The sequence below is a fragment of the Pseudomonas sp. genome (assembly GCF_030690725.1).
Lineage (GTDB): Bacteria > Pseudomonadota > Gammaproteobacteria > Pseudomonadales > Pseudomonadaceae > Aquipseudomonas.
In genome coordinates this window covers 69519-95186 of sequence record NZ_JAUYGD010000067.1, presented here as the reverse complement: position 1 = coordinate 95186, position 25668 = coordinate 69519, and the positions used below count along the sequence as shown (strand labels likewise).

The 25668-nt window shown below is 61.7% G+C and carries 20 protein-coding genes; 17 read left to right on the top strand and 3 right to left on the bottom strand.

Going from position 1 to position 25668, the window contains the following annotated elements; all coding sequences use genetic code 11:
* Positions 1-59 precede the first annotated feature (59 nt).
* Both Q8O69_RS17105 and dmeF read right to left on the bottom strand, forming a co-directional pair.
* Positions 60-1451 (bottom strand): PhoH family protein, encoded by a 1392-nt coding sequence (locus tag Q8O69_RS17105; RefSeq protein ID WP_275960946.1) that lies wholly within the window; start codon positions 1449-1451, stop codon positions 60-62.
* Between the two features lie 301 nt (positions 1452-1752).
* A complete protein-coding gene (dmeF, locus tag Q8O69_RS17100) occupies positions 1753-2757 on the bottom strand; it encodes a CDF family Co(II)/Ni(II) efflux transporter DmeF (RefSeq protein ID WP_305593421.1) in 1005 nt (334 codons plus the stop codon).
* A 244-nt stretch (positions 2758-3001) separates the two neighbouring features.
* Between dmeF and yaaA the strand changes: the two genes are divergently transcribed.
* The 17 genes from yaaA to Q8O69_RS17015 all read left to right on the top strand — a co-directional run bounded on the left by yaaA (position 3002) and on the right by Q8O69_RS17015 (position 23524).
* Positions 3002-3781: a peroxide stress protein YaaA gene (yaaA, locus tag Q8O69_RS17095; RefSeq protein ID WP_305593420.1), complete on the top strand. Its 780-nt coding sequence runs from the start codon at positions 3002-3004 to the stop codon at positions 3779-3781.
* 601 nt (positions 3782-4382) lie between these two features.
* Entirely contained in the window at positions 4383-5693 is a 1311-nt protein-coding gene (locus Q8O69_RS17090) for a nucleotide sugar dehydrogenase (protein WP_305593419.1), read from the top strand.
* Between the two features lie 82 nt (positions 5694-5775).
* On the top strand, positions 5776-7263 hold the full coding sequence (gene alg8, locus Q8O69_RS17085; protein ID WP_305593418.1) for a mannuronan synthase: 1488 nt from the start codon (positions 5776-5778) through the stop codon (positions 7261-7263).
* 34 nt (positions 7264-7297) lie between these two features.
* The gene (locus tag Q8O69_RS17080; protein WP_305593417.1) at positions 7298-8464 is read left to right on the top strand and encodes an alginate biosynthesis protein Alg44; all 1167 of its coding nucleotides are present in this window, start codon (positions 7298-7300) and stop codon (positions 8462-8464) included.
* A gap of 11 nt (positions 8465-8475) precedes the next feature.
* A complete protein-coding gene (gene algK / locus Q8O69_RS17075) occupies positions 8476-9861 on the top strand; it encodes an alginate biosynthesis TPR repeat lipoprotein AlgK (RefSeq protein WP_305593416.1) in 1386 nt (461 codons plus the stop codon).
* A 14-nt stretch (positions 9862-9875) separates the two neighbouring features.
* Positions 9876-11360, top strand: coding sequence for an alginate export family protein (locus Q8O69_RS17070; protein WP_305593473.1), 1485 nt, complete (start codon positions 9876-9878; stop codon positions 11358-11360).
* A gap of 12 nt (positions 11361-11372) precedes the next feature.
* A complete protein-coding gene (algG, locus tag Q8O69_RS17065; RefSeq protein WP_305593415.1) occupies positions 11373-12962 on the top strand; it encodes a mannuronan 5-epimerase AlgG in 1590 nt (529 codons plus the stop codon).
* A gap of 11 nt (positions 12963-12973) precedes the next feature.
* Entirely contained in the window at positions 12974-14398 is a 1425-nt protein-coding gene (locus tag Q8O69_RS17060; protein ID WP_305593414.1) for an alginate O-acetyltransferase, read from the top strand.
* Between the two features lie 17 nt (positions 14399-14415).
* Entirely contained in the window at positions 14416-15516 is a 1101-nt protein-coding gene (locus tag Q8O69_RS17055) for a mannuronate-specific alginate lyase (protein ID WP_305593413.1), read from the top strand.
* A 145-nt stretch (positions 15517-15661) separates the two neighbouring features.
* The gene (locus Q8O69_RS17050; protein ID WP_305593412.1) at positions 15662-17149 is read left to right on the top strand and encodes an MBOAT family protein; all 1488 of its coding nucleotides are present in this window, start codon (positions 15662-15664) and stop codon (positions 17147-17149) included.
* Positions 17150-17160: 11 nt separating this feature from the next.
* A complete protein-coding gene (locus Q8O69_RS17045; protein ID WP_305593411.1) occupies positions 17161-18303 on the top strand; it encodes an alginate O-acetyltransferase in 1143 nt (380 codons plus the stop codon).
* A 61-nt stretch (positions 18304-18364) separates the two neighbouring features.
* On the top strand, positions 18365-19009 hold the full coding sequence (locus Q8O69_RS17040; RefSeq protein WP_305593410.1) for an alginate O-acetyltransferase AlgF: 645 nt from the start codon (positions 18365-18367) through the stop codon (positions 19007-19009).
* 166 nt (positions 19010-19175) lie between these two features.
* Positions 19176-20615 carry a mannose-1-phosphate guanylyltransferase/mannose-6-phosphate isomerase gene (locus Q8O69_RS17035; protein ID WP_305593409.1) on the top strand — a complete coding sequence of 480 codons (1440 nt, stop codon included), beginning with the start codon at positions 19176-19178 and terminating at the stop codon, positions 20613-20615.
* Positions 20616-20725: 110 nt separating this feature from the next.
* Positions 20726-21190, top strand: a complete 465-nt coding sequence (locus Q8O69_RS17030; protein WP_305593408.1) for a multidrug transporter — start codon at positions 20726-20728, stop codon at positions 21188-21190.
* A 33-nt stretch (positions 21191-21223) separates the two neighbouring features.
* Complete coding sequence (locus Q8O69_RS17025; RefSeq protein WP_305593407.1) at positions 21224-22054, top strand: SDR family oxidoreductase; 831 nt, start codon at positions 21224-21226, stop codon at positions 22052-22054.
* Positions 22055-22081: 27 nt separating this feature from the next.
* A complete protein-coding gene (locus Q8O69_RS17020; protein ID WP_305593406.1) occupies positions 22082-22468 on the top strand; it encodes a hypothetical protein in 387 nt (128 codons plus the stop codon).
* A 96-nt stretch (positions 22469-22564) separates the two neighbouring features.
* On the top strand, positions 22565-23524 hold the full coding sequence (locus Q8O69_RS17015) for a fatty acid desaturase (protein ID WP_305593405.1): 960 nt from the start codon (positions 22565-22567) through the stop codon (positions 23522-23524).
* Positions 23525-23617: 93 nt separating this feature from the next.
* Here Q8O69_RS17015 and Q8O69_RS17010 read toward each other — a convergent pair whose 3' ends face one another.
* Positions 23618-25615, bottom strand: coding sequence for a U32 family peptidase (locus Q8O69_RS17010; protein ID WP_305593404.1), 1998 nt, complete (start codon positions 25613-25615; stop codon positions 23618-23620).
* Positions 25616-25668 lie beyond the last annotated feature (53 nt).

Here is a 25668-nt window from a genome sequence, read left to right as displayed (position 1 = left end):
TGCATCCGGGCTACAGGTAAACACCCTGCAGCACTCAAGGCTGCAGGGTAGTCACACCTTTACATATGGGTTTCGGCGTACTCGGCGAGGATCGAGCGCGGCACACCCTGCAGGGTGATGTGCACGCCGTGCTCGAAGTCTTTAAAGCGCTCCGTCAGGTAGGTCAGGCCCGAGCTGGGCGCTGACAAGTAAGGGGTATCGATCTGCGCCAGGTTACCCAGGCACACCACCTTGGAACCGCTGCCGGCACGGGTGATGATGGTTTTCATCTGGTGCGGGGTGAGGTTCTGGCATTCGTCGATCAGGATCAGGCTCTGCTGGAAGCTACGGCCACGGATGTAGTTGAGGGATTTGAACTGCAACGGGACCTTTTGCAGGATGTAGTCGACGCTGCCGTGGGTGTTCTCGTCGTCCATATGCAGGGCTTCAAGGTTGTCGGTGATCGCGCCAAGCCAGGGCTCCATCTTCTCGGCTTCGGTGCCGGGCAGGAAACCGATCTCCTGATCCAGCCCCTGCACGCTGCGGGTGGCGATGATGCGCCGGTAGCGCTTGCTGACCATGGTCTGTTCGATGGCCGCCGCCAGGGCCAGGATGGTTTTACCGGAACCGGCCGCGCCGGACAGGTTGACCAGGTGGATATCCGGATCGAGCAAGGCAAACAGCGCCAGTGACTGGTAGATATCCCGTGGCCGCAGGCCCCAGGCTTCCTGATGCATCAAGGGTTCCTGGTGCATGTCGAGAATCAGCAGTTCGCCGTGCTTGATGCCCTTGATCCAGCCGACAAAGCCCTGCTCGTCGATGATGAACTCGTTGACGTGCACCGCTGGCAGGTTGTCGGTGAGTTGCACGCGATGCCAGGTACGGCCGTGATCCTGGCGGGTTTCCACCTTATTCACACGATCCCAGAAGGAGCCGTCCATGTTGTGGTAACCCTGCGACAGCAGCGACACGTCGTCGACCAGTTGGTCGGTGTGGTAATCCTCGGAGTCGATGCCACAGGCGCGCGCCTTGAGGCGCATGTTGATGTCTTTGGTCACCAGCACCACGTTGAGACCGGGGCGGCGGGACTTCAGCTCGACCAGCTGGTTGATGATCTTGTTGTCGTTGAGGTCTTCCGGCAGCCAGGTGACCGGGGTGGCGCTCTTGCTCATAAGAATCGACAGAAAGCCGCAAGGGCCGCTCTTGTCGCGCTGGATGGCGACGCCGTGTTCCACTTCTTCGGGGTTGGCGCTACCGAGAATCTTGTCGATCAGACGGATGGCCTGGCGGCACTCGGCGGCCACGCCCTGTTTGCCGGTTTTAAGCTTGTCCAGCTCCTCCAGTACGGTCATCGGGATGGCAACGTGGTGCTCCTGAAAATTCAGCAACGCGTTGGGGTCGTGGATCAGCACATTGGTATCGAGGGCGTACAGGGTTGGGGCGGTGGGCTTGGAGCGTCCGTGGTCATCCATACTCGGTCACCTTCTTGTAGTAGCCAAGCAACGCAGGGGCGAGTCTGCGCCGCGGAGGGGCCGTCGACTCCTCAGTGCCGGGGCTGAGAAGGCTGCAAAAAGGTGAGGGCCAATGGCCGCCACCTGTCTGCAGGGTTCGGCGGTCTTGCCTTTTAGATACTCCAAAAAAGATGACAGAAAAACGTATTTTTTGAGTTTTTCAGGTTTATTTATCGGAGCGACAAATAGCGCTTGGCGCACCACGCAAGCGCCGTTAAAGTCGGAAGTCGCACCGGCTTTCGAGCTGCGCAGATTTTTCCATTCAGCCCCGCTCCGCCCCGTGCTCATCGGCACAGCGATTGACCTCCACGGTCACATGCACCAACTCCGCAATCCCCGCCAGCCGTGCCTTATAGCGATCTGCCGAACCATTGCCATGGGTCACCACGCTGACGATGCAGGCGAACTGCGCCCGGCCCACACGCCAGAGGTGCAGGTCGGCCAGTTCGGTGTCCACCTCCTGGGCCAAAGCAGTGCGCACGCGCTCGACCACCGGGCTGTCCATCTCGCGATCGAGCAGTACCTTGCCGGTCTCGATCAACAGGCCCTTGGCCCATACCGCGATAATTACCGCACCGATCACCCCCATCAGCGGGTCGAGCCAATCCCAGCCCAACAGCAAGCCGCCAAGCAAGGCGACGATGGCCGCCACCGAGGTCAGCGCATCTGCCAGTACATGGATAAAGGCGGCATGGCGATTAAGGTCCTTGCCCGCTGGCGCTGCGTGATCGTGATCGTGATCGTGATCGTGATCGGCATGATCATGTGCGCCGGCGTGGCTATGACCCTGGCCGTGAGCATGACCGTGATCATGGCTATCGCGCAGTAACCAGGCGGAGACCAGGTTGACCAGCAAGCCGATCACCGCCACCCACAGGGCCATCTCGAATGCGATTACCTGGGGCTGCAACAAACGCCAGAAGGACTCGAAGGCTAGCATCGCCACTACGACCAGCAACATCAGTGAGCTGGCAAAACCCGCCAGCACCTCGACCTTCCAGGTGCCAAAGGCAAAACGTGGGTCGTGGGCGTAGCGCCGCGCCAGCAGGTAGGCCAGCGCAGTCAGGCCGATGGCGAGCATATGCGAGGCCATGTGCCAGCCATCGGCGAGCAAGGCCATGGAGTTGAACGCATAGCCGGCGACAATCTCCACCAGCATGGTTGCCCCGGTCAGCGCAGCAACGCGCCAGGCCTGACGCTCAGCAGTGGTTTCCAGTGGACGGTAATCGTGGGACGGTTCCCAGCGCGAGTGATTGCAGGCGGTCATGGCAGCTCCTTGGAGGATTCGACCTGGGCAGACTACAACCCCGTGGCGGCCCCTGGGTCAAGCGCCTAGCCAGAACGATCAGTAGGAGCGGCCCATGGCCGCGAAAATGGCCGCGTGCAAACTACATCGCGGGCATGGCCCGCTCCTACGCCCAGCAGGTCACAAAACAATCCATCGGCATAATAGCTAGAGCCGCGACCACCGCTCGGCCTAAAATCGCCGCAGACTTTCAGGAGCACAGCTTATGTTGATGGTGATTTCCCCGGCCAAGACCCTCGATTACGAGACGCCGCCTGCGACCCCGCGCTTTACCCAGCCCGAACACCTCGACCACGCCCAGGACCTGATCCAGCAGCTGCGCGACTTCACCCCGGCGCAGATCGCCGAGCTGATGCACCTCTCGGACAAACTCGCCGGCCTTAACGCCGCGCGTTTCGGCAGCTGGGAGCGGCCGTTTAATCCGTCCAACGCCAAGCAGGCGCTGTTGGCATTCAAGGGCGACGTGTACACCGGGCTTAATGCCGAGGATTTCAGCGAGGCCGACTTCGACTTCGCGCAAACCCACCTGCGTATGCTTTCCGGCCTGTACGGCGTACTGCGCCCGCTCGATCTGATGCAGCCCTATCGCCTGGAAATGGGCACCAAGCTGGCCAACCCGCGTGGCAATAACCTCTATGACTTCTGGGGCGAACGCATCAGTGGCTGGCTGAATGAAGCGCTGGCCGCTCAGGGCGACGAGGTGCTGCTCAATCTGGCGTCCAACGAATACTTCAGCGCGGTGAAACGCAAGGCGTTGAATGCGCGGATCATCGACACCGAATTCAAGGACCTGAAGAACGGCCAGTACAAGATCATCAGCTTCTACGCGAAAAAAGCCCGCGGTCTGATGGCGCGCTATGTGATCAAGGAGCGTCTGACCAACCCGGCCGGCCTCAAGGATTTCACCTACGAGGGCTACCGCTACTCGGCGGAAAACTCGAAAACCGACACCCTGGTTTTCCTTCGCGACCACCCCCAGGACTGACCCCCGCCCTACCCTGCGGGCCGCGCCAACGGCCCGCTGCCCGCTATTTCCCGCGCCGTTCAATACCTATTCAAACAGTCAGCTTTATTAAAGCTCAACTTTACTGTTGAACTTTCCAGCGCCCATATACACCGCGCGAATTACTCCGCCAGACAGTTGAAAAGTGCCATCAAAGTGCAACTACCAAGCAGTTCTCATTTCATTGCAAAAGATGACGGACGGTAGGAACCATCAGAAAAACATCGGACTCATAGCGACACGATGTTTTTCTTCATGCAACTTTCCGCGTGACTATATCTGCGATTAATACCGGATCTATATCCGGCGCAGAAACTCAGCCCAAAGAAAGTTACGGACAAATACAAGGTGGAACTATCAAGAATTCGATGACTCACTGAAAGCCACAGGCCAGAGCCTATCGCGCCACTGGCCAGACATACAGAACGGGCGTGCTACATACAAAGCCCGGCTCCGGTAGCGCCACGCTACCAACCAACTTTTATGCCTGCATTAGTTCACGCAGCTTTGCCTGCCGAACTAACGAATAACCGTGGCTAATCGCCACTAATTAATTACGCAATAAATGGACGAGGTGAATGCGATGCGAATTAGCATCTTCGGTTTAGGTTATGTCGGGGCAGTTTGTGCAGGCTGTTTGTCAGCGCGCGGTCATCAAGTGATTGGCGTGGATGTATCCGCCAGCAAGATTGATCTGATTAACAATGGCAAATCGCCAATCGTCGAACCCGGCCTGGAAGAACTGCTGCAACAGGGGCTGGCTTCGGGGAATTTGCGCGGTACCACCGATGTGATCGATGCGGTGCTTAACAGCGACGTGTCGTTTATCTGCGTGGGTACGCCGAGCAAGAAGAACGGCGATCTGGAGCTCAATTACATCGAGGGCGTGTGCCGCGAAATCGGCCTGGCCATGCGCGACAAAACCGAACGGCATACCGTGGTGGTCCGCAGCACAGTCCTGCCGGGCACCGCCAAGAACGTGGTGCTGCCGATCCTCGAAGACTGCTCGGGCAAGCAGGCCGGGGTCGACTTCGGCCTGGCGGTAAACCCGGAGTTCCTGCGCGAGAGCACTGCGATCAAGGATTACGACTTCCCGCCCATGACGGTGATCGGTGAGCTGGATCAGGCCTCCGGTGATCTGCTGGAAAGCATCTACAGCGAGCTGGATGCGCCGATCATCCGCAAGAGCATCGATGTCGCCGAGATGATCAAGTACACCTGCAACGTCTGGCACGCCACCAAGGTCACCTTCGCCAACGAAATCGGCAATATCGCCAAGGCTGCCGGCGTCGATGGCCGCGATGTGATGGACGTGATCTGCCAGGACCACAAGCTCAACCTCTCCAAGTACTACATGAAACCCGGCTTCGCCTTTGGCGGCTCGTGCCTGCCCAAGGACGTGCGCGCCCTGTCCTACCGCGCCGGGGCCATGGATGTCGATGCACCGCTGATTGGCTCGCTGATGCGCAGCAACGCCATCCAGGTGCAGAACGCCTTCGACATCATCGCCAGCTACGACAAACGCAAGGTGGCCCTGCTCGGTTTGAGCTTCAAAGCCGGCACCGATGACCTGCGTGAAAGCCCGCTGGTGGAGCTGGCAGAAATGCTGATCGGCAAGGGTTATGACCTGAGCATCTTCGACCGCAACGTCGAGTACGCCCGCGTCTATGGGGCGAACAAGGACTACATCGAGTCGAAGATCCCCCACGTCTCCTCACTGCTGAGCAGTGACTTCGATGCCGTGGTGGACGGTGCCGACATCATCGTACTGGGCAACAGCGACATGCACTTTGCCCCACTGGCGCAGCAGGCCCTGCACGGCAAGCACGTGGTCGACCTGGTGGGCTTTATGCCAACGGCATCGCGTGCCGGCAGCGAAGGCATCTGCTGGTAACCCCTGCAGCTTGTGAGCTGAGGCAAGCCCTGGGCGGCCAAGCGCCGACCAGGGCTATCTGGCACAGACGATGGATATGTTTATGCAAACCCACACGCTGAAAAGCGGCCTCAACCAGGCCGCTGGCTGGCTGTTCTACTTATCACTGCTGATGCTGCTGGCGCTGGCATTGCCCAGGAGCGTGTTCGACCCCGAGTCGCGCGACTACCTCCTGTTGATCGGCGCGGTAGGCATCTGGCGTTATTCCATGGGCGCCGTGCATTTCGTGCGCGGCATGCTGTTTCTCTATCTGGTGTTCCCTTACTACCGGCGCCAGGTGGCCAAGCTCGGCAAAGCCGCCGATCCGTCCCAGGTGTTTCTGCTGGTCACCAGCTTTCGCATCGATGCCCTGACCACTGCCCAGGTGTACCGCTCGGTGATTCGCGAAGCGATTGACTGCGGCTACCCGACAACCGTGGTCTGCTCCATCGTTGAGCTTTCCGATGAGCTACTGGTGAAGAGCCTCTGGGCGCAAATGCAGCCGCCAGAACACGTCTCCCTGGACTTCGTGCGCATTCCCGGCACGGGCAAACGGGATGGCCTGGCCTATGGCTTTCGCGCCATATCGCGGCAGATGCCAGATACCGATGCAGTAGTGGCGGTGATCGATGGCGACACCGTGCTCGGCGCAGGGGTGGTGCGCAAAACCGTGCCCTGGTTCAAGTTGTTCCCCAATGTCGGCGGCCTCACCACCAATGAGTTCTGCGAGGTACGCGGCAGCTATGTGATGAGCGAATGGCACAAGCTGCGCTTCGCCCAGCGCCACCTGAATATGTGCTCGATGGCCCTGAGCAAACGCGTGCTGACCATGACCGGGCGCATGTCGGTATTCCGCGCCGAAGTGGTGACTGACCCGGCGTTTATCGCCGATGTGGAAAGCGATCACCTCGACCACTGGCGCCTGGGGCGCTTCCAGTTCCTCACCGGCGATGACAAGTCCAGCTGGTACAGCCTGATGCGCCTGGGCTACGACACCTTCTACGTGCCGGATGCGGCGATCAATACGGTCGAGCATCCGCCGGAAAAGAGCTTTATCAAGGCCAGCCGCAAACTGATGTTCCGCTGGTACGGCAACAACCTGCGGCAGAACGCCCGCGCCTTACGCCTGGGTATGAAACGCCTGGGTGGTTTCACCAGCCTGGTGCTGTTCGACCAACGCGTGTCGATGTGGACCAGCCTGCTCGGCCTGAGCGTGGCGATCATCGCCAGTATCAAATACGGCCTCGGTTTCTTCCTGGCCTACCTGCTGTGGATCGGCCTGACCCGGCTGATTCTGACCCTGTTGCTGAGCGTCACCGGGCACCACATCGGCCCGGCCTACCCACTGATTCTCTATTACAACCAGATCGTCGGCGCGCTGGTGAAGATCTACGTGTTCTTCCGTCTCGACCAGCAGTCCTGGACCCGCCAGAACACCAAGCTCGATCGCGGCCTGGTGAGTTTTCAGCGCTGGTTCAACACCTGGTCCTCGCGGGCCATGACCTTCTCTGCCGCCAGCCTATTCGTCGCCACCCTGCTGGTGCTGGTGTGACGAGCGCGACCCTTTTGAACAGGAATTTGCAAGCATGAATACAGCCGTCAACGTCAACGTGGTGCATGAGTCCGAAGCCCAGCGCCAGCATGCCCGGGTGAAGATCCCGGCCCAGGTGCACTACCTGAACAAGAGCCGCGAGCGTATCGAGTTACAGCTCTGCGATATCTCGGCAGGTGGTTTCAGCGTGATCGACAACCAGCAGGCGATGCAGATCGGTGACTTCCACAAAGGCCGCCTGCAATTCAAGCTCGACAGCTTCAACCTGGGTATCGACATCGAATTCCAGGTGCGCTCGGTGGATAGCGACAGCAAGCGTATCGGCTGCCAGCTGCACAACCTCAAACCGCGCGAGCAGGCCACCCTGCGCCATCTGATCAGCGCCTACCTGGGCGGTGAGCTGGTCAGCGCCGGCGACCTGCTGAGTACCTTGCAACGCGACAACTTCACCAAGGCGCGCAAGCAGGCCAACGGCGGCACCGCCATGAGCGTACTCGGCCGTCTCAAGGCCGTGACGTTCAGCCTGGCGATCTTTCTGGTGGGCCTGGCGGCCTTCGGCTTTATCTTCAAGTCGGTGTACGGCCTGTACTTCGTCACGCATGCCCAGTCAGCCCTGGTCAACGTGCCTAGTCTGCAGGTCACCATGCCACGCGAAGGCACGGTGCAGAGCCTGATCGGCGCAGACGGCAGCGTGGCCAAAGGCGCGCCAATTGCCTCATTCTCCGCCAGCATGCTGGAAATGCTCAAAGGTCACCTGAACGACGAGCAGCTGAGCACGGCGAACATCGAAACCCTGTTCGGCAAACAGATCAAAGGCACCCTGACCAGCCCCTGCGACTGCAAGGTGGCGCGTCAGCTGGTGGCCGACGGCCAGTTCGCCAGCAAGGGCGATGTGATCTTCGAACTGGTGCCACAAAACACCCGCGCCACGGTGCTGGCGAGCTTCCCTTACCGCAACTTTGCCCAGGCCCGCATCGGTAGCCGCGCCAGCTTTATGGTCGCCGGCGAAGAAACCCCGCGCTACGGCAAGATCGTCAGCAGCAGCCTGCATGAAGGTGGCCTGGCAGCGGATATCCGCGTGGTGATCGAACCCGAGCAGACCCTGAGCAGCAACCTGGCCGGGCAACCCGTGGAAGTGCTGCTCGACCGCGGCCCGTCGCTCGACTGGATGATCGACAAAGCCCTGGCGGCTGGTCTCTGAGGAGCAGGCGCATGTCGAACCGCAACGCCCGCCCGCTGGCCACGCCACTGCTCACGCTCACCCTGGCGCTGGGCCTAAGCGCCTGCGCCAACCTGCCTGACCAGCGTCTGGCCGTGGCAGCGCTGAAGCAGGGCGACCACGCCACCGCCGAGCAGCATTTCCGCCAGCTGGCCGAGCTGGGCTATGTCGACGCGCAAATCGGCCTGGCCGATCTGCAACTGGCCAGCGGCTCTGCAGAAGGCCTGGAGCAAGCCGAGCAGACCTACCGCAGCGCCCTCGACGGCTCGCCACGGGCACAGGCGCGGCTGGGCAAATTGCTCGCCCGCAAACCCGCCGCCAGCCCTGCCGAACGCCGCGAAGCCGCGCAATTACTGGAGCAGGCCTTCGCTGCTGGGGAAGCCAACAGCCTGCTGCCGCTGGTGATGCTGTACCTGCAATACCCACAGGATTATCCCGATATGAACGTACAACAACGCCTCACCACCTGGCGCCAACAAGGCCATACCCAGGCCGATCTGGCGCAGATCCTGCTGTACCGCAGCCAGGGCAACTACGACCAGCACCTGGATGAGATCGAACAGATCTGCCAGGGCCTGATCAGCCAAACCGATGTCTGCTATGTCGAGCTGGCCACCGTGTACCAGAAGCAAGGCAAGAGCAAACAGCAGCAAGCCCTGATCCAGCGCCTGATGGCCGGCTACCACAGCGAGGCGATCCCCGCGCAACGGGTGGATGCCGTGGCCCAGGTGCTGGCCGACGCCGAACTCGGCAAGCCGGACGAAAGCCAGGCGCAGACCATGCTCGAAGCCATTGCGCCGAACTATCCCGCGGCCTGGGTGAGCCTGGCGCGCCTGCTTTACGACTACCCAGCACTGGGTGATATCGAGCAGATGCTCGGTTACCTCGAACAAGGCCGCGCCGCCGCCCTGCCGCGTGCCGAGCTACTGCTCGGGCGCCTGTACTACGAAGGCAAGCTGCTGCCGCAAGACCCGCACAAAGCCGAAGAGCACCTGCGCAAGGCCGCGCCCAGCGAACCCAGCGCCAATTACTTTCTCGGCCAGATCTACCTGCGCGGTTACCTCGGCGACATCTACCCGCAACAGGCCCTCGATCACCTGCTCAGCGCCGCGCGCAACGGCCAGATCAACGCCGACTTCGCCCTCGCGCAGATGTATTCGCAAGGCAAAGGCATCCAGCCAGACCCGGTCAACGCCTATGTCTTCAGCCAGTTGGCCCTGCCGAAGAATACCCCGCAGGCCAGCGAACTGGCGCGCGCCAGCGAACAGCAACTGAGCCCAAGCGAGCGCATCAAGGCCGCGCAATTGCTCGCCGATGAGCGCCAACTGCGCGGCACGGCCTGGCAGGATCAAGCCACTCTGCAGGCGCACCATCCATGAAGCGCCGTGCATTGCTGCAACTCAACCCGATCAGCCTCGGCCTTGGTCTGTCCATGCTCTGCAGCAGCCAGGCCTGGGCCGTACAGATGGACGCCATGCACTTTGGCGCCGACATCAAGATCACCGCGCAATCGGAAGAAGACCGCGACCTCGGCACCCGCGGCGGCGGCGACGCTAACGGCATCGCCCTCGACCTGCGTCCCTGGCTGCGCGTCCAACGCGGTAACTGGAGTGCCTTCGCCATGGGCCAGGCGGTAATGGCCAGCGACATCATCCAGACCGATACCCTGGAGTCGTCCGCAGACCAGCCGGAGTCCGGCCAGACCGATGGCCGCACCCGCAAGAAGAACTACCTGGCACTGCGCGAATTCTGGGTCGACTACGCCGGCCTCACCGACTACCCCGGCGAACACCTGCGCCTGGGTCGCCAACGCCTGCACAACGAAGACGGGCAATGGCGCGACACAAATATCGAAGCACTGAACTGGCGCTTCGACACCACCCTGCTGCAAGCCAGCCTGGGCGCCGCGCAGCGCTTCAGCGAGTACCGCAGCGACCTCGACGAACTGGCCCCGGAAGACGAAGACCGTCTGCACCTGTTCGGCGATATTGCCGCTCAGTGGCAGCCAGGGCACTGGCTCGGTTTTCGCGCGCATCACTCACGCGACGACGGCGCGCTGGCCGACCCCAATCAGCCCATCGATGCCCTGGACAAACGCGCCAACGGCAACCTCACCTGGCTGGGCCTGCACGCGCACAGCGATGCGTACAACTTTCGCAACCAGCAGCGCCTCAACTACTGGGCCAGCCTCACCTCGCTGACGGGCGAACGTAACAGCCTCAACGGCAGCCTGGATGACAGCGTTGCCGGCGGCCAGAGCAGCACTCATCTGAATGCCTGGGCCACTGACCTGGGGTTGCGTCTGCGCCTTGATCCCCACTGGCAGATTGGTGCGGCCTACGCCCGTGGCAGTGGCGGCGGCGATGCCGACGGCAGTGGTAACGACAACTACCGGCAGACCGGCCTGCACAGCAACCGCTCCACCTTTACCGGCACCCGTAGCAGTGTGCAGCGCTTCGGCGAGGCCTTCCGCGGCGAGCTGAGCAACCTGCAGGCCGCCACCCTGTTCGGCTCCTGGCAGCTGGCCGACGACTACGACGCCAGCTTGGTCTACCACCACTTCTGGCGCGTCGATGCGCACCAGCAGATCGGCCGCAGCGGTATCAACGCGCGTTTCGATGATCCACTCGCCGATCTCAGCCCTGCCCCGCAGGTAGCCCTGGTGGACGGTGAGAAGGCGCTCGGCCAGGAGCTTGATCTGGTCGTCACCAAGTACTTCAAGCAAGGCCTGCTGCCTGCGGCGATGAGCGAAGCCATCGACGAGCCCGCAGCCCTGGTGCGTTTCCGTGGTGGCGTATTCAAGCCTGGCGATGCCTACGGCAGCGACACCGACTCGCTTATGCATCGGGCCTTTATCGATGTTATCTGGAAATTCTAAGGACCCCGCGCCATGACGCCACGCCCTAGCAAACTCAAACGCGCCATCGGCATTGCCCTGCTGTGCAGCGGCATGCTGCTCGGCGCGCTGCAACCGGCCGCGCCCTGGATAGCCACGGCAGCAGCCGGCGAAGCGCAGCAAACAGTCAAACCGACGCAGAACTACACGGTAACCAGCGCGCCGATTGCCGAGCTGCACCTGGACCCACCGCAACTGCCCGACCTCAGCGGCTACACCACTGCGGCCGTCGAAGCCAAGATCCAGCGCACACCAGGCGGCAAGGTGGTGGTGCGGCGCATGCTGCAGCAGGATGCGCTGAAGGACTTTATCGGCGGTAACGAACGTATACGCGAGTGGGTCACGCGGCAGAACGGCATGCCCCAGGCGATCTTTATCGAAGGCGGCTACGTGACGCCCAAGGATCTGGCGCGCAGCCTGCCGGACAGTCAATTCAGCGAAGTTGAACCGGGCGTCTACCTGGCGCGCCTGCCCATCGTGGTGGCCCAGGGCGCCACCCTGCATGTCGATAAAAGCACCAAAGAGCTGCGCCTGTCGCAGGAGCGCGGCAGCTTTGTGGTCAATGACGGTCAGCTGTTTTTCACCGAAACAAAACTCACTGCCTGGCGCGAGGCCGACAACGCCCCGGCGAGCTTTCGCAGCGCCGATGAGTTCCGCCCCTTTCTGGTGTCCTGGGGCGGCAGCGAGCTGTATATCGCCTCCAGCGTATTCACCAGCCTGGGTTACAACACCAGCAAGTCCTACGGCGTCAGCATCACCCAGTACACCCCCGGCATGCAGGCGCGCCTGAAACGACCGGAGCCGACTGGCTGGCTGATCGATTCGGAATTCGTCGACCACTGGTACGGCTTCTACTGCTATGAAGCCGAAAACGTGGTGATCAAGGGCAACACCTACCGCGACAACATCGTCTACGGCATCGACCCGCACGACCGTTCCCACGGCCTGATCATCGCCGAGAACCGCGTGCACGGCACCCAGAAGAAGCACGGCATCATCATCTCCCGCGAGGTCGACAACAGCTGGATCTTCAATAACAAGAGCTACGACAACAAGCTCTCCGGCATCGTTATCGACCGTAACAGCGTGAACAACCTGGTGGCCTACAACCAGGTGTACGGTAACCATGCCGACGGCATCACCCTCTATGAAAGTTCGGACAACCTGCTCTGGGGCAATCAGGTCCTGAACAATGCCCGCCACGGCATTCGCCTGCGCAACAGCCTGAATATCCGCCTGTACGAGAACGTCGCCGCCGCCAACGGCCTGAGCGGGGTGTACGGGCATATCAAGGATCTCTCCGACACCGACCGCAATATCCAGCTCGACCCCTTCGACACCGAGGTCTCGATGATCGTGGTCGGCGGCACCCTCGCGGCCAACGGCTCCGGCCCGCTGTCTATCGACTCGCCGTTATCGGTTGAGCTGTACCGCGTGGAAATGCTCGCGCCGAGCAAAAGCACCGGTATCAGCTTCAGCGGCATCCTCGGTGAAAAGCAGGAAGAAATCCTCGATCTGATGGTGCGCCGCCAACTGGCCGTGCTGATCGACCCCGTGGAAAGCCAGGCCGAACTCCAGGATTGAGGAACGACAACGTGAACACACAGCCTTTCAAATTCCGCCAACTGGCCCTCGCCTGCACCCTGCTGGGTGTCGCCGCTGCCGCGCAGGCCGAACCGCACTATCAGGTGCAGCGGGTCGGCCCGCTGTGCCCCGCTGCCCAGGACCCCAGCCAGTACAACACCAAGTACCTGAGTTTTTTCACCGCCCTGGTGCAGGGCGAAGGTGACTGGCTGTTTCGCAGCCGTTATGACCTGCGCACCGACTTTGGCACCACACCCGACGGCTATCGGCAGTTCAAACGCCTGCGCGATGCGCTCAAGCGCAAAGGCGTGGAATTGCTGATCGTTTATCAACCGACTCGCGGCCTGGTAAACCGCGAAAAGCTCACCGCCGAGGAAAAAGCCAAGTTCAATTTCGATCTGGCCAAGCAGAACTACCTCAAGGCCATCGAGGGCTTTCGCCATGCCGGAATCTGGACCACCGACCTGTCGCCGCTGTTTGACGAACAGGGCGTGGACACCGACTACTACTTCAAGGCCGACCACCACTGGACGCCCGCCGGTGCCGAGCGCACCGCCAAACTGGTGGCCGCAACGCTCAACGAAATCCCGGGGTTCGACGAGATCCCCCAGCAGCAGTTCGAAAGCAACATCACCGGCCTGCTGCCCAAGGCCGGCACCCTGCACAAGACCGCCGCACACTTCTGTGGCACCACCTACGCCACCGAGTATGTGCCGCGTTTCGAGACCACCATGCAGGGTGAAGCCGACAGCGACAGCCTGTTCGGCGACGAAGCCGACCCGCAGATTGCCCTGGTCGGTACCAGCAACAGCGGTCCGGCCTACAACTTCGCCGGTTTTCTGCAACAGCACAGCGGCGCCGAAGTGCTTAACCGCTCGGTCAGTGGCGGCGGCTTCGACAGCGCCCTGCTGCAGTACATGACCAGCCAGGAATTTCACGACAACCCGCCGCAGATTCTGCTCTGGGAATTCGCCACCCATTACGACCTGGCGCAGCAAAGCTTCTACCGCCAGGCCGTGCCACTGGTGGACAACGGTTGTGCGGGCCACAAGGCAGTGATGAAGAATAAGGTCACCCTCAAGCCCGGGGCCAACCAGGTGCTGGTCAACGGCGAAAAACGCGCCGTGCAGGACCTGCGCGGCGGTGATTACCAGATCGACCTGACCTTCAGCGACCCCGGCATACATCAGGCCCAGGCCACCCTCTGGTACCTCACAGGGCGGCGCGAAAACTTCAAGCTCGAACAGAGCGACCGCGCCCCTACCGACGGCCGCTACGTCTTCGAACTGCGCAACGACGCCGACTGGGCCGATCTCAACCTGCTCGCCCTGGACATTCAGAGCCCGGAAAACATGCCGGCCAATCTCAGCGTCGAGGCCACGTTGTGCAAGCGCCCCAGCGCTGACAACAAAGCCCTTACGGCGCGCGCGCAATGAACCGCCCAGGAGGTTTGATGCCACGCACCCGCTGGTTCCTCGCACCCTGCCTGCTCGGCGCAGCCCTGTGCAGCCAAGCGCTGTTCGCCGCCAGCCTGGTGCCGCCGCCGGGCTACTACGCACCCGTGCCGGTTACCGCGAAAAAGGCCCAAGCCTGCCCGGCAACGCCGCCGCCCTACACCGAAAAACTGGTGTTTCGCAGCAAATACGAAGGCTCTGGCAAGGCCCGCGCCACCCTCAATCTCGACTCGGAAAAGGCCTTTCGTAGCAGGACCGCCGCCATCACCGAGATGGAACGCGGGGTCAACCGGCTGATCATGCACTACATGCGCGATGGCCAACCTGCGCAGCTTGAATGCGCGCTGCAGTGGCTGAACGACTGGGCAGAAGCCGACGCCCTGCTCAGCAGCGAGTACAACCACACCGGCAAATCGGTGCGCAAATGGGCGCTGGGCAGCCTGGCCTCGGCCTACCTGCGCCTGAAGTTTTCAGCCTCGCAACCGCTGGCCGCTTATGCGCAACAAACCCAGCGCATCGAAGCCTGGTTCAGCACGCTGGCCGAGCACACCGTGCAGGACTGGAGCGATCTGCCGCTGAAGAAAATCAATAACCACAGTTACTGGTCCGCCTGGTCGGTAATGGCCACGGCCATCGCCACCGATCGCCGCGACCTGTTCGACTGGGCCGTGGCGCAGTTTCGCGTAGGTGCCAACCAGGTTGACGCCGACGGCTACCTGCCCAACGAGCTGAAACGCAGCCAGCGCGCCCTGGCTTACCACAACTACAGCCTGCCGCCGCTGGTGATGATCGCCGCCTTCGCCCAGGCCAATGGCGTCGATCTACGCGCGGAGAACCACGGCGCACTGCAGCGCCTGGCCGAACGGGTACTGAACGGGGTGGATGACCCGGACGATTTCGTCGGCAAAACCGGCGACAAACAGGACATGGACGACCTGAAAAAACCCAACAAATACGCCTGGCTCGCGCCCTATTGCGTGCTCTATGCCTGCTCGGCCGACGCCCAGGCGCTGCAGCAGACGATGGGCCCGTTCAAGACCTTCCGCCTCGGCGGCAACGTCAGCCAGGTATTCGAGCCCAAGCACGCCAAGGGCAGTTGATTCGCGCACTGGGCTGAGCGTTTAGCCCAGGCGCTGCTACGTCGGTAAACCCGTCCGGTGACGGGGTGAAACAAACCTCCTGCTCGCGGGGGGAAAGGGGGGCTTGCGAGCCCCGGAAGAGTTGCTACTCAACGGAGATCTACGGATGGTGTTTTCATCCAACGTATTCCTGTTCCTGTTTCTGCCGATCTTTCTCGGCCTGTATTACCTGAGCAGTAATCGCTATCGCAACCTGCTGATCCTGATCGGCAGCTATGCCTTCTACGCCTGGTGGCGGGTGGATTTCCTCCTGCTGTTTGTCGCAGTCACCCTGTGGAACTACATCTTCGGCCTGCGCATTCATGCCGCTGGAGTCCGTAGCAAGGCGGCGCAGCGCTGGGTGCTGTGGGGGATAGTCGGCAACCTGGCGACCCTGGGCTACTTCAAGTACGCCAACTTCGGCGTAGCGAACATCAACAAGGTGATGGAGGCAGCCGGCCTGGAGCCGTTCCTGCTGACCCATGTGATCCTGCCAATCGGTATTTCCTTCTATATCTTCCAGTCGCTCAGCTACCTGATCGACGTGTACCGCGGCGACACCAAACCCACAGAAAATCTGGTTAATTTCGCCGCCTTTATCGCCCTGTTCCCGCAGCTGATTGCCGGGCCCGTGCTGCGCTACAAGGACCTGGCCGACCAGTTCACCGAGCGCAGCCACAGCCTCGACAAGTTCAGCGAAGGCGCCACGCGCTTTATGCAGGGCTTCGTCAAGAAGGTGTTTATCGCCGACAGCCTGGCACCGCTGGTGGACCATATTTTCGCCCTGCAGAACCCCAGCACCGGCGACGCCTGGCTGGGCATGCTGGCCTACACCGCGCAGCTGTATTTCGACTTCTCCGGCTACAGCGACATGGCCATCGGCCTGGGTCTGATGATGGGTTTCCGCTTTATGGAGAACTTCAACCAGCCCTATATCAGCCAGTCGATCACCGAGTTCTGGCGACGCTGGCACATCAGCCTCTCCACCTGGCTGCGCGACTACCTGTACGTGCCGCTGGGCGGCAACCGTGGTGGCACCTTCAACACCTACCGCAACCTGTTTCTGACCATGCTGCTGGGCGGTTTCTGGCACGGCGCCAACTGGACGTTCCTGATCTGGGGCGCCTGGCACGGCATGTGGTTGGCCATTGAGCGAGCGCTGGGGGTGAACGCTGCACCCACGCTGATCAACCCGCTGAAATGGCTGTTCACCTTCCTCCTGGTAATGCTCGGCTGGGTGATCTTCCGCGCCGAGAACCTCGACGTGGCCTGGCGCATGTACAGCGCCATGTTCAGCCCGGCGATGTTCAGCAGCCAGGGTTGGGCCCTGAGTGAACTGAACCGCGCCAGCATCAGCGACCTGCAGATCGCCACCCTGCTGCTGGCCTACGCAGTGATGGCGTTCTGCGGCCTGCGCCAGTTCTACCGACAGCGCGCGCAAAGCGCTGGCAACGGGTTGATTCCCAACAGCGGCGCCCTGCTGCTGGCACCAGCCAGCGCGAGCATCGCCCTGCCCCGTTACCTGATGCGCGGCGCCTTGCTGCTGTTGTTTTGCGCCTCGCTGCTCAAGCTCTCGGCGCAAAGCTACTCGCCGTTTCTGTACTTCCAGTTTTGAGGAGGCCGACCATGACGCGCCCGTTACGCACACTCTATGTCGCGCTGTTTATCGGCGTGCTGGGCCTGTTGTTTGTCTGGTCCATGCGCGGGGTGCTGAGTTATCAGCTGCCCAAGCAGTTCAGCATCATCGACGGTGGCCTGGCGAAGACCTTCGAAAGTCATTACGACGAGCACTTCCCGATCAAGACCCTCGGCACCAGTCTGTGGGCCGGCCTGGACTTTCTACTGTTCAACGCAGGCCGCCCTGGCGTGCAGATTGGTGAGCAGGGCTGGCTGTACTCCAGTGAAGAGTTCAAACCGGAAGTCGACGGCCCGCAGCAGGTGCGCGAGAACCTGGCGCTGATCAAGGGTGTACGCGATGAGCTGGCGCAGCACGACGTGATGCTGTTGCTGGCCATCGTGCCGAGCAAGTCGCGGCTGTACCCGGAATTTGTCGGTGACAACCCGGTCAGCAGCTTGCGCCAGGGGCTTTACCAGCGCTTCCTCAACGAGGTGCGCGACGCCGATATTGCCGCGCCGGACCTGCTCAGCACCTTGCAGGCCGGCAAAGCCAGCGGCGCCATGTTCCTGCGCACCGACACCCACTGGACGCCCGAGGGCGCAGACCTGGTTGCCCAGCAACTGAGCAGTACGCTGAAGAGCACCATCACCCTGGCGGGCGAGCCGCAGGTATTTGTCACCCAAGCCAGCCCGGCGAAGCCCTACAACGGCGACCTCACCCGCTTTCTGCCGCTGGAGCCACTGTTCGGCCACCTGCTGCCACCACCCGATCAGCTGCGCCGCAACGAAACCCAGGCCGCCGAGCAGGCTGCGGGGGCCGATGCGTTGTTCAGCGACAGCGAAATGCCGGTGGCCCTGGTTGGCACCAGTTACAGCGCCAATCCCTCGTGGAATTTTGCCGGGGCTCTGCGCCAGCACCTGCAACGCGACCTCAGCAACCACGCCGAAGATGGCCAGGGCCCGCTGGTGCCGATGCTCAAGTACCTGCAAAGCGATGAACTGCAGGACGCCCCGCCGCAGCTGGTGATCTGGGAGTTCCCCGAGCGTTACCTGCCCATGACCAACGACCTCAGCGCCTTCGACGCGCAGTGGCTAAGCGCCCTCAAACACCCCAGCGGCAACCGCCGCCTAGCCGCCAGCGACAGGCATTAAAGCCTGCCGTCGCAACCGCGGTACTGCGTACCGCTTTATTAACCCACAGGGAGTTCTACCCATGCACAGACCCACCTCAACCTTCGGAATGTTCTATGCCTGCGCGCTGGCCTTGAGCCTCACCAGCCTCACTGCCACTGCGGGCGAAGGCGGCCTGTATGCGCCCAACGCGCCCAAGGGTTCGACCTTTATTCGCGGCTACAACGCCAGCAACAGCGAGCAGAACTTCAGCGTCGGCAACACCGAGCTGAACGACATCGCGCCGCTGGCCTCCAGCGACTTCAGCTTTCTCCCGGCCGGTAGCTACAGCGCTCAGGTCGGCAGCAGCAGCCTGCCGGTAAAACTCGAAGCCGAGCATTTCTACACCCTGGTCAGCCAGGTCGGTGAACCGCCCAAGCTGGTGGCCGAGGCGCCCTTCAATAACAAGCGCAAGGCGCTACTGCGGGTGCAGAACCTCTCGGACAGCACCCTCAGCCTGAAAACCGCCGACGGCAAACCAGTGGTCGACGCCGTAGCGCCGGACGCCAACGGCCAGCGCGAAGTCAACCCGGTCAAGGTCAGCCTGGCGCTGTTCGACGGCGAGCGCAAAGTCAGCGACCTCAAACCCGTCACCCTGGCCCGTGGCGAAGTGGTGTGTCTGTACATCACCGGCAGCGGCAAGGCGCTCTCGCCCGTATGGGTCAAACGCCCGGCGCAAACGGAATAACCCCTGACAAGTACAAGTGCTGGCAATGACCGGCACGGCAAAGCAGCGCCTGCAGTGGCAGGCGTTTTGGAGTGATCCCCCAGCGCCGTTCACCAGCCTGGGCAACAGGGCACGGCCTGCAGGCCGTAAACCCAACCCGACCAAAAGTGCTTTAGGAGTACATGCAATGATTCCAGTAATTCTCTCCGGCGGCAGCGGTTCGCGCCTTTGGCCGCTCTCGCGCAAGCAGTATCCCAAGCAGTTTCTCGCCCTCACCGGCAGCGACACGCTGTTCCAGCAAACCATCAAGCGTTTGCGCTTCGCCGGCATGCAGGCGCCGGTGCTGGTGTGCAACCTGGAGCACCGCTTTATCGTGCAGGAGCAGCTCAACACCCAGCTGCTGGAAACCCAGACCATCCTGCTTGAGCCCTTCGGCCGCAACACCGCGCCGGCCGTGGCCATCGCCGCCATGCAGCTGCTCGCCGAAGGCCGCGATGAACTGCTGCTGATCCTCCCCGCCGACCATGTACTGACCGATCAGCAGGCCTTCCAGACGGCCTTGCAGCTCGCCAGCAGAGCCGCCGAGAAAGGCGAAATGGTGCTGTTCGGCATCCCCGCCAGCCGTCCGGAAACCGGCTATGGCTATATCAAGTCCGTCGCGGACCCAGGCCTGCCCGAGGGCATCATCCGCGTTGCGCAATTTGTCGAAAAACCTGACGAGGCCCGTGCCCGCGAGTTCGTTGCCAGCGGCGACTACTACTGGAACAGCGGCATGTTCCTGTTCCGCGCCAGCCGTTACCTCGAAGAGCTGAAAAAGCACGATGCCGACATCTATGACACCTGCCTGCTGGCGCTCGAACGCAGCCAGATCGACGGCAGCCAGGTGACCATCGATGCCGCCACCTTCGCCTGCTGCCCGGACAACTCCATCGACTACACCGTGATGGAAAAAACCACCCGCGCCTGCGTGGTGCCGCTGGATGCTGGCTGGAACGATGTCGGCAGCTGGTCCTCGATCTGGGACGTACACCCCAAGGACGCCCAGGGCAACGTGCTGTCCGGCGATGTGGTGATCCACGATAGCCACAACTGCCTGGTACACGGCAACGGCAAACTGGTCTCGGTGATCGGCGTGCAGGACATCGTGGTGGTGGAAACCAAGGACGCCACCATGATCGTGCACAAGGACCGCGTGCAGGACGTCAAGGCCATGGTCAACCAGCTCGATGCCGACGGCCGCAGCGAAACCCAGAACCACTGCCAGGTCTATCGCCCGTGGGGCTCTTATGACTCGGTGGACATGGGCGGGCGTTTCCAGGTCAAGCACATCACGGTCAACCCCGGCGCCACCCTCTCGCTGCAGATGCACCACCACCGCGCCGAGCACTGGATCGTGGTATCCGGCACCGCCGAGGTGACCTGTGATGACAAGGTGTTCCTGCTCACCGAAAACCAGTCCACCTACATCCCCATGACCTCGGTGCACCGCCTGAGCAACCCCGGCAAGATCCCCCTGGAAATCATCGAAGTGCAATCGGGCAGTTACCTGGGCGAAGACGACATCCAGCGTCTGGATGATGTCTACGGCCGCAGCCAAACCGCCAAGCTGAGTCTCGCAGCCGGTTGATGCACAACCGCCAGCCCTGCACATGGGCTGGCGGGGCAAAGCATGTACCCAGCCGCCCGGCCTTGTGTAGGATGAACGCCTGTTGATCCCACACAAGGCCGTTTTTGATCATGTTATTCGGTGCAATCTTGGTACTCAGCTGGCTGATCCTGCTGATCCGCTACCCGAGCAAGGCACTGCCGATTTCCCTCGGCGCGCTGATCGGCCTGGGCCTGGTCGCCAGCTGGGTGCTCTGGCAGGAAAGCCGCGAAAACCGCCACCTGGCCCACCTCGAATTACGCCTCGACTACGCCCCGGAGCGCTGCCCAGCGGATCGCCCGCTGGCCCTGAATCTGAAAAACGGCAGCCAGGCCGCGCTGCTTGAGCTGCATTGGCAGATCGCCGCCTACCGCCCCGGCGACAGCGTCAACCTGGCCGAGCGCCTGTATGAAACCCCGCGCTACAGCGGCCCCGGCGAATTACTGCCTGACGCCGACTGGCAAACCTGTCTACCCTTGCCCACCCTGCGCAGCGGCTACCGCGCCAGCACATTAGAATTTCGCGCAGAGCGCCTGCAAGGCAGCTTTAGCCGTTGAGCGTTGCCCCATGAAAACAACAAGGAAAGCTGCATGACCCAGCCCAGCGTACTGATCACCGGATGCTCTAGCGGTATTGGCCGCGCCCTGGCCGAGGTGTTCCAGCAGGCCGGTTACCAGGTCTGGGCCACTGCGCGCAAAGCCGAGGACCTCGCGGCCCTGAACGCTGCCGGCTTTCACGCCGTGCAACTGGACGTCAACGATGGCCTGGCCCTGGGTCAGTTGGCCGAACGCCTGAAAGCTGAGATCGGTGGCCTCGACGTGCTGATCAATAACGCCGGTTACGGCGCCATGGGCCCACTGCTCGATGGCGGCGTCGAAGCCATGCGCAAGCAGTTCGAAACCAACGTGTTCTCGCTGATCGGCGTCACCCGCGCGATGTTTCCACTGCTACGGCAGAACAAGGGCCTGGTGGTGAATATCGGCAGCGTCTCCGGCGTGCTGGTCACCCCATTTGCCGGCGCCTACTGCGCCTCCAAGGCCGCCGTACATGCCCTGACCGATGCACTTCGCCTGGAGCTGGCGCCCTTCTCTATCGACGTGATGGAAGTGCAGCCCGGCGCGATTGCCTCCAGCTTCGGCGCCAATGCCAGCCAGCAGGCCGAACAGCTAATCGACGAAGCCTCGCCTTGGTGGCCAATCCGCGACGGCATCCGCGCCCGCGCCAACGCCTCACAAGACAACCCCACCCCTACCAGCCATTTCGCCCGTAACCTGTTGGCCGCAGTCCAGCAAAAGAATCGCCCGCGCCTGCTACGCCTGGGCAATGGCAGTCGCAGCATGCCGCTGTTGGCCGCACTGTTGCCCAAGGCGTTACTGGAAAAAGTGCTGAAAAAACGCTTCGGTCTAAACCGCACCCTCTAATCACATCCACTATCAGGAGCGCAGCCGATGAACTCGCCCAGCGCCAGCAGCGTCCCGCTCACCCGCCTGGCCCTTGGCGGCGTGGTGGCGGTTGTTATGCTCAACCTGCTGCTGCGCACCTTCGTCAAACTCGGCGGCCCACTCACCACCCTGCTGATCGCCAGCGCAGTGGCCGGCGGCATGGCCCTGTGGTTCTCCTGGCGCCACCAGCGCCGCCCCCTGCAAGGCGAACGCCGCCGCCTGCTCGCGCTCTATGGCGGCATCCTGGCCCTGCTCTATCTGGGTTTATTGGCAATGATGGCGCTGCAAGACGATCCCAGCCCGATGGGGTTGCTGATCTTTGGCCTGCATTACTTTTGTTATCCGCTGATGGCGTGGCTGTTTCTCGCCAAGGGTTTTGGCAAGCGACATTAGTGAGTACGCAAATAGGCAGAGTGAAGAACTTGATGGTTAGCGCTGCGCCTGAGCCATCCTAGGTACTATCAAGAACAACCAAATGGGATAAGCGCTATGGAAGGACACGTAAAAACCATGCAGGCCAAGCTAATCATTCCTAAATACTTCTTCGAAACCTCCGATGCGTGGGGGCTACGCGCGACCCTCCGACTACTTGGGGTTCCACTGATTCATATTGCCATGTTGCCTTTCTGGGCCAGCCTTTCGCCCTGGCTAGCAATCGCAGCGCTGGTGCCGCTGGGCATAGCGATATCTAAGACAACCCTTCTCGTGCACGAAGCCGTGCATGGCTCACTGTTCCGCACACCTGCCTTTAATCGCATTGTTGGACGCATTGCTGGCTGGTGGACCGTAGTCGACTTCATCGCTTTCGATGCCCTGCACAAAAAACATCACAGCTCAGTTGGGGACGATGACGACCCGCAACTGCTCGACTACGGTGCGCTCGAAACCGCCACTCGCACCCAGCTAACCTGGCACCTGCTAAGACCGCTGTTGGGCTGGAACATGATTCACATGGCAACGCTACTCAAACAACGGCTGAGCATGCCTCGTCCTTGGAGCATAACTCTCGGTGAGTGCGCAGGCCTAATCTCGGTACAGGGGGCATTCTTCCTACTGGCAACAGGAGGAGGCCAGCAGTTGTGGCTCGGACTTATCTTTCCGCTCTCGGCGGCCACAGTCGGCCTGCTTATGTCACAGATTCGCGGCTTCTGCGAACACGTGCCTATGCCTGGCGAGTCGGGCGTTATGAGGCTACGCAGTCACACCAGCAACCCCTTCGAACGCCCCTTTATCCACTACCTCAACTATAACTATCACGGCGAACACCACCGCTATCCGCGCGTGCCCAGCAGGAATCTACCTGCCCTATCACGTTGGTTGGTAGAGCAAGGTCAGCCGATTGAACGCTCGACGTCCTATACAAACACCATCCTAGCGCGCTGGCGAGCCTGCACCCAGGCAAAGCCCGTAGGATGGGTTGAGCAACGCGATACCCATCAAGAATCGTGAGTCAACACAGCCAGTCTCCCTGGTGGAAAACCTGATGGGTATCGCCGCGCTCAACCTGCGCGGCCCGCCCCATCCTAAGAGTGCCGCTTCACCCTAGCGCTTGATGGTCTTTAGCAAATCATCCGGGGTGATATAGCCCACCGCGCCGCCCTTGCTCTGGGCGCTGCCGGGTTGCGGCTGATGCAGGATATGGCCCTTCATCTTGCCGATGATGTGCATCTCGCACGGCTTGCAGTCGAACTTCAGGGTCAGCACTTCATCCTGATGGATCAGCTGCATGTCCGAGACTTTGGTGCGCACGCCGGTGACGCCCTTGGCCTGTTTCGGGCACAGGTTGAAGGAGAAACGCAGGCAGTGCTTGGTGATCATCACCGGCACTTCGCCCGACTCTTCGTGGGCCTCGTAGGCGGCGTCGATCAGTTGCACGCCGTAACGCTTGTAGAAGGTGCGGGCCTTGTCGTTGTAGACGTTGGAGAGGAAGGTCAGGTGCGACTCAGGGTAGACCGGTGCCGGCACGCTGACGGGTTTGCGCCCGCCACGCGGGTGAGCGGCGATACGGGCCTGGGTCAGGGCTTCGATGGCTTCGCGGCGCAGGGCCTTGAGTTGCGAGCCCGGGATAAACGGCACGCTCTCGCAGTCGATCTGCACGCCAGCGCTGTAATAGATAGTGGTGCCCAGTTTGCTCAAGCCATCGGCCAGTTGCTCGCGGGCCTGTTCGGCGTCCTTGGCGGCGGCGAACGGGCCGGCCAGGCTGACGCTGGCGCTGATGCCGTCGTCGCTGGTGACGCTTACATTCAGCTGCTCGCCGCGCAAGCTGAGCTGCCAGCTGACCGCAATGCGTCGCTCGGATGAGGTTTTCTGCAGGGCCTGCTGCCAGTTATGGTCGAGGTTGCGATGCAGCGGCTGCAGCGGACGCACGCGGTGCATGGCCTCGGGCATCTCATTGGGCTCGACACGGTAGCGGTAGCGCTTCTCGCCCTCTTCCTCGAACTCACCTTTTAGCTCGGCGATATTGGCACGGAAACCCACCACCTCACGCTTGATCAGCACGTTAAGGCCATCGCCGTTGGACAGCGGCGTATCGGTGACGGCGATCAGGTCGCGCTTGTTGACCTTTTCCACCACGCCCACGGTCAGCCCGGTAAAGGTTGGCGAGTCGAACGCGCCGATGTCCACCTTGCGGTCGGTGACGAAATAATCGGTGCTGCCGCGATGGAAGGTCTTGTCGGTATCGGGGGTGAAGAAGTGCTCAGTGCGCCCACTGGAGGCGCGCTCCAGGTGCGGACGTTGCTCGAGAATCGCATCCAGCTCGCGGCGGTAGTGCGCGGTGATGTTCTTCACGTAACTCATGTCCTTGTAGCGCCCCTCGATCTTGAACGAGCGCACGCCGGCATCCACCAGATAGATCAGGTTGTCGGTCTGGTTGTTGTCCTTCATCGACAGCAGGTGCTTATCAAATGCCACCACGCGGCCCTGATCGTCTTTCAAGGTGTACGGCAGGCGGCAGGCTTGGGAGCAGTCACCACGGTTGGCACTGCGCCCGGTCTGCGCGTGGGAGATATTGCACTGACCGGAAAACGCCACGCACAGCGCACCGTGGATAAAGAACTCGACCGCCGAATCGACGTTGCGGCAGATATTGCCGATCTCTTCCAGGTTCAGCTCGCGGGCCAGCACCAGTTGGGAGAAGCCGGCGCCATCGAGGAAGCGGGCTTTTTCCAGGGTGCGGATGTCGCACTGGGTACTGGCGTGGATCTCGATGGGCGGAATATCCATCTCCATCACGCCCATGTCCTGCACGATCAGCGCATCGACGCCGGCTTCGTACAGCTGCCAGATCATCTGCCGCGCCGGTTCCAGCTCATCCTCATGCAGGATGGTGTTGAGGGTGACAAACACCCGCGCATAGAACAGGTGGGCAAACTGCACCAGCTCGGCAATCTCCGCCACGCTGTTGCTGGCGTTATGCCGCGCCCCAAAGCCTGGCCCGCCGATATACACCGCATCGGCGCCGTGCAGGATGGCTTCCTTGGCAATCGCGGTATCGCGCGCCGGGCTCAGTAGTTCGAGGTGGTGCTTGGGCAGGGACATGGTTTGGGTATCAGGCAGTCAATCAGGGCGGGCATTTTACTCCTAAAGGCGGA

Bases quoted from the DNA above. Each gene is read 5' to 3' on its own strand.
- Q8O69_RS17105 (WP_275960946.1), bottom strand. From the start codon at position 1,451: ATGGATGACCACGGACGCTCCAAGCCCACCGCCCCAACCCTGTACGCC.
- dmeF (WP_305593421.1), bottom strand. From the start codon at position 2,757: ATGACCGCCTGCAATCACTCGCGCTGGGAACCGTCCCACGATTACCGT.
- yaaA (WP_305593420.1), top strand. From the start codon at position 3,002: ATGTTGATGGTGATTTCCCCGGCCAAGACCCTCGATTACGAGACGCCG.
- Q8O69_RS17090 (WP_305593419.1), top strand. From the start codon at position 4,383: ATGCGAATTAGCATCTTCGGTTTAGGTTATGTCGGGGCAGTTTGTGCA.
- alg8 (WP_305593418.1), top strand. From the start codon at position 5,776: ATGCAAACCCACACGCTGAAAAGCGGCCTCAACCAGGCCGCTGGCTGG.
- Q8O69_RS17080 (WP_305593417.1), top strand. From the start codon at position 7,298: ATGAATACAGCCGTCAACGTCAACGTGGTGCATGAGTCCGAAGCCCAG.
- algK (WP_305593416.1), top strand. From the start codon at position 8,476: ATGTCGAACCGCAACGCCCGCCCGCTGGCCACGCCACTGCTCACGCTC.
- algG (WP_305593415.1), top strand. From the start codon at position 11,373: ATGACGCCACGCCCTAGCAAACTCAAACGCGCCATCGGCATTGCCCTG.
- Q8O69_RS17055 (WP_305593413.1), top strand. From the start codon at position 14,416: ATGCCACGCACCCGCTGGTTCCTCGCACCCTGCCTGCTCGGCGCAGCC.
- Q8O69_RS17050 (WP_305593412.1), top strand. From the start codon at position 15,662: ATGGTGTTTTCATCCAACGTATTCCTGTTCCTGTTTCTGCCGATCTTT.
- Q8O69_RS17045 (WP_305593411.1), top strand. From the start codon at position 17,161: ATGACGCGCCCGTTACGCACACTCTATGTCGCGCTGTTTATCGGCGTG.
- Q8O69_RS17040 (WP_305593410.1), top strand. From the start codon at position 18,365: ATGCACAGACCCACCTCAACCTTCGGAATGTTCTATGCCTGCGCGCTG.
- Q8O69_RS17035 (WP_305593409.1), top strand. From the start codon at position 19,176: ATGATTCCAGTAATTCTCTCCGGCGGCAGCGGTTCGCGCCTTTGGCCG.
- Q8O69_RS17030 (WP_305593408.1), top strand. From the start codon at position 20,726: ATGTTATTCGGTGCAATCTTGGTACTCAGCTGGCTGATCCTGCTGATC.
- Q8O69_RS17025 (WP_305593407.1), top strand. From the start codon at position 21,224: ATGACCCAGCCCAGCGTACTGATCACCGGATGCTCTAGCGGTATTGGC.
- Q8O69_RS17020 (WP_305593406.1), top strand. From the start codon at position 22,082: ATGAACTCGCCCAGCGCCAGCAGCGTCCCGCTCACCCGCCTGGCCCTT.
- Q8O69_RS17015 (WP_305593405.1), top strand. From the start codon at position 22,565: ATGGAAGGACACGTAAAAACCATGCAGGCCAAGCTAATCATTCCTAAA.
- Q8O69_RS17010 (WP_305593404.1), bottom strand. From the start codon at position 25,615: ATGTCCCTGCCCAAGCACCACCTCGAACTACTGAGCCCGGCGCGCGAT.